This window comes from Mesorhizobium sp. M7A.F.Ca.ET.027.03.2.1 (assembly GCF_003999175.1).
Lineage (GTDB): Bacteria > Pseudomonadota > Alphaproteobacteria > Rhizobiales > Rhizobiaceae > Mesorhizobium.
In genome coordinates this window covers 1-2,694 of sequence record NZ_RZOM01000862.1, presented here as the reverse complement: position 1 = coordinate 2,694, position 2,694 = coordinate 1, and the positions used below count along the sequence as shown (strand labels likewise).

The 2,694-nt window shown below is 59.1% G+C and carries 4 protein-coding genes; 3 read left to right on the top strand and 1 reads right to left on the bottom strand.

The window, feature by feature from the left end:
* A partial coding sequence (locus EN750_RS28115; RefSeq protein ID WP_145967972.1) for a rhomboid family intramembrane serine protease occupies window positions 1-336 on the bottom strand: 336 nt, incomplete at its 3' end.
* A 388-nt stretch (window positions 337-724) separates the two neighbouring features.
* On the opposite strand from EN750_RS28115, the gene EN750_RS28110 reads away from it, so the two are divergent.
* From EN750_RS28110 to EN750_RS28100, 3 genes are all read left to right on the top strand, one after another.
* Window positions 725-1,357 (top strand): PAS domain-containing protein, encoded by a 633-nt coding sequence (locus tag EN750_RS28110; RefSeq protein ID WP_023812148.1) that lies wholly within the window; start codon window positions 725-727, stop codon window positions 1,355-1,357.
* Window positions 1,358-1,534: 177 nt separating this feature from the next.
* Entirely contained in the window at window positions 1,535-2,152 is a 618-nt protein-coding gene (locus EN750_RS28105; protein ID WP_023812149.1) for a PilZ domain-containing protein, read from the top strand.
* Window positions 2,153-2,418: 266 nt separating this feature from the next.
* Window positions 2,419-2,694 (top strand): transglutaminase-like cysteine peptidase (locus EN750_RS28100; protein ID WP_189526518.1); only part of this gene is annotated, 276 nt, incomplete at its 3' end.

The following is a 2,694-nucleotide window of genomic DNA, read 5'->3' as shown; positions in this document are numbered from 1 at the left end:
ACGGTTTGCCAATGGTGAACCAAACGCGGCGAGCCACACCATGTTGATGGCGATGTGGGCAAAGCCGCCATGCATGAAGGCATAGGTGAAGGGCCGCGAAAACAGGAACCAGTCGAAGCCGTATTGCCCGGTGTAGAGAACGGGGATGAAGGCCCCGTCATACAGCAATGTCATCTGCTGGGATTCGCTCAACACATATTGCTGCAACAGGTAGACGACGACGCAGATGCCGATCACCGCCAGCACGACGGGCGGCAGGTTGAACACCGGCTCGCGCCGCGGTTCGGGTGCGCCCTCGACCGGGTCGACTTCCGAGGGAGATGCCGGTTCACTCATTTGAAATTGCACTCTGCGGGATTCGGGGTTCGAGCATCTAGATCACCACGGACCGAACCGCAAACCGCGAATCGCCGCGGCGCGAATCAAAAAAGAAGCCGTTCAAGGTTTCCCTTGAACGGCTGGTCGAGCCCCCTGCTCCCCTAAAACTCTTGACTGAAGTGCTGCCGATCGTCGCGAAACGACCGCTTCTGGAGTGGTTTTTGTGTGCCACGGGGCTCGCTTCGATGCAACGTAAACCACCTGTTAACCTTAACGGCCCCGACCCGTGAACAAGTGTTAACGACGCTGGCACGCTTCCTGCTCCGCAACGCATGTAGGTCATCGGAGGGCGCCCTTCTGTTCACCGATGGGACATCAGACGACAGAATGCGCGGAGCAGCATAGCATGAACCAGAATGGATCGATCACGCTGTTCCAATATTGGAATCGCCTGCGTGACGGACGTCCTGCCCCGAAGCGTTCGGAGGTCGAGCCGGCCGACATCAAGTCGCTGCTGGCCGACACCTTTATCCTGGAACGGGACACGCGCGGGCAAGCCGTATTCCGGCTGGCCGGCACCAGGCTTTGCGCCTGCTACGGCCGCGAACTCAAGGGGTTTTCCTTTCCATCGCTGTGGCGCGAGAAGGATCAGCGGCTCGTCTCGCGGCTGATCCATGGCGTCTTCGAGCAGAAGTCGGTCGTGCTCATCAGCTATGAGGGTTTCAGCCGCAACGGGCGTTCCAACAAGTTCGAACTGCTTGCCCTGCCGCTGGACGGCGGCGTCGAAAATCCGCGCTGCCTGGGCGTCATCAGTGCCGTGGAGAAACCCTTCTGGCTGGGTGCCGATCCGATCACCGATGCGTTGATCGATTCGATACGCGTCATCGATCCGGAGAAGGAGCTTCTCAACAATCGCCCGGCGATCGATGTTCCCTCGCTCGTTCCCGATGAACTTGGAGCACCCGAGACGATCTCGGCACTCGGCCGGGCGCGCCGCATCCGCCATCTCGTCGTGTTCGATGGCGGGCGCGAGGAATAGTCCCTTTGCGGCCTGATGCACGTCGCTCAAAACTGCGCGGCTGTTTTGGCACCGCGACCTGCAAAAAGGAAACCCCTGGAGCGCCCGCTTTTTCCCTTTGTTAACCCGCTTTGTTGTACTTCTCTGATGAAGTTCCTCGCATCGGCGCGCGGGATGCCAAACGGGGTGTAGGCAGTCATGAGGTCAGCGGCGGTCGACTATGCGCCGTCCCAAGCTGAAAGGCGTAACTTTCAGCGCGTCCGGGTTAAAATCTACGGACGCTTCATGCTGGAAGACCGCACCGAACACCCCTGCCAGGTCGTCGACATGTCACCGGGCAATGTCGCGTTTCGCACCGACCGCATCGGCATGCCCGGCGAAAAAATCATTGCCTACATCGATCATATCGGCCGCATCGAAGGTGTCGTCACCCGCACCTTACAGGACGGTTTCGCGATGACCGTCATCGCGTCGGATCGCAAGAAGGACAAGCTGGCCGCGCAATTGACCTGGCTCGCCAACAAGCATGAACTCGACCTGCCGGAAGATCGCCGCCACGAGCGCGTCGCGCCGCGCAATCCGACCAGCGTGCTGCAGCTCACCGACGGCCGCCAGTACCAATGCCGTATCATCGACCTTTCGCTCTCCGGCGCCGCGGTCGAGATCGACGTCAAGCCGGCGATTGGCATCCAGGTTATGCTTGGCACCATGCGCGGGCAGGTCGTGCGTCATTTCGAGGACGGCGTCGCCATCGAATTCGCTGTGATCCAGCGCCCCGAAACGCTCGATTCCGAATTCAACACGCCACGCACCTGAGCAGACAGCGACACTCCAGGAAACCGGCCCTTGTGGCCGGTTTTTTGTTTTCGACGCCATGACCTGCATGCTTAGGCCACTCTTGGCGGGGCTTGGCAGCCCTCCGCGCGTCGAGATTGGCGCCTCAAAATCCAAACGAATTAATACTGAAATGATTCAAATTTTACGTTTATTCTACTGGAGTTTTACTCAATATCTACTTCGAGCTTTTGCGTCAAATAAATCCGCATGTGGCAATGTCTCCTTCGAACGGGGAGACTACAACAATGAAGAAAACGAGGGGCAAGCTGTTGCTGGTGGCAATGGCGATGCAGCTTTCCGCTTGGGGATCAGCATATGCCGCGGGACCGGCCTATATGCACACCGGCGGACGCACCACCCAGCCTGTTGGCCATTATGAGTTCTGCCAGCGCAGTCCTGGCGAATGCAGCGAACGGACCCCGAAGGGTGCGCCGGTCGAACTGACCCGCAAACTGTGGGCGACGATCGTCAACATCAACAATTCGGTCAACACCCGCATCAAGCCACGCACCGACATGGAA

Coding starts and splice junctions, on each gene's coding strand:
- EN750_RS28110 (WP_023812148.1), top strand. CDS start 725: ATGAACCAGAATGGATCGATCACGCTGTTCCAATATTGGAATCGCCTG.
- EN750_RS28105 (WP_023812149.1), top strand. CDS start 1,535: ATGAGGTCAGCGGCGGTCGACTATGCGCCGTCCCAAGCTGAAAGGCGT.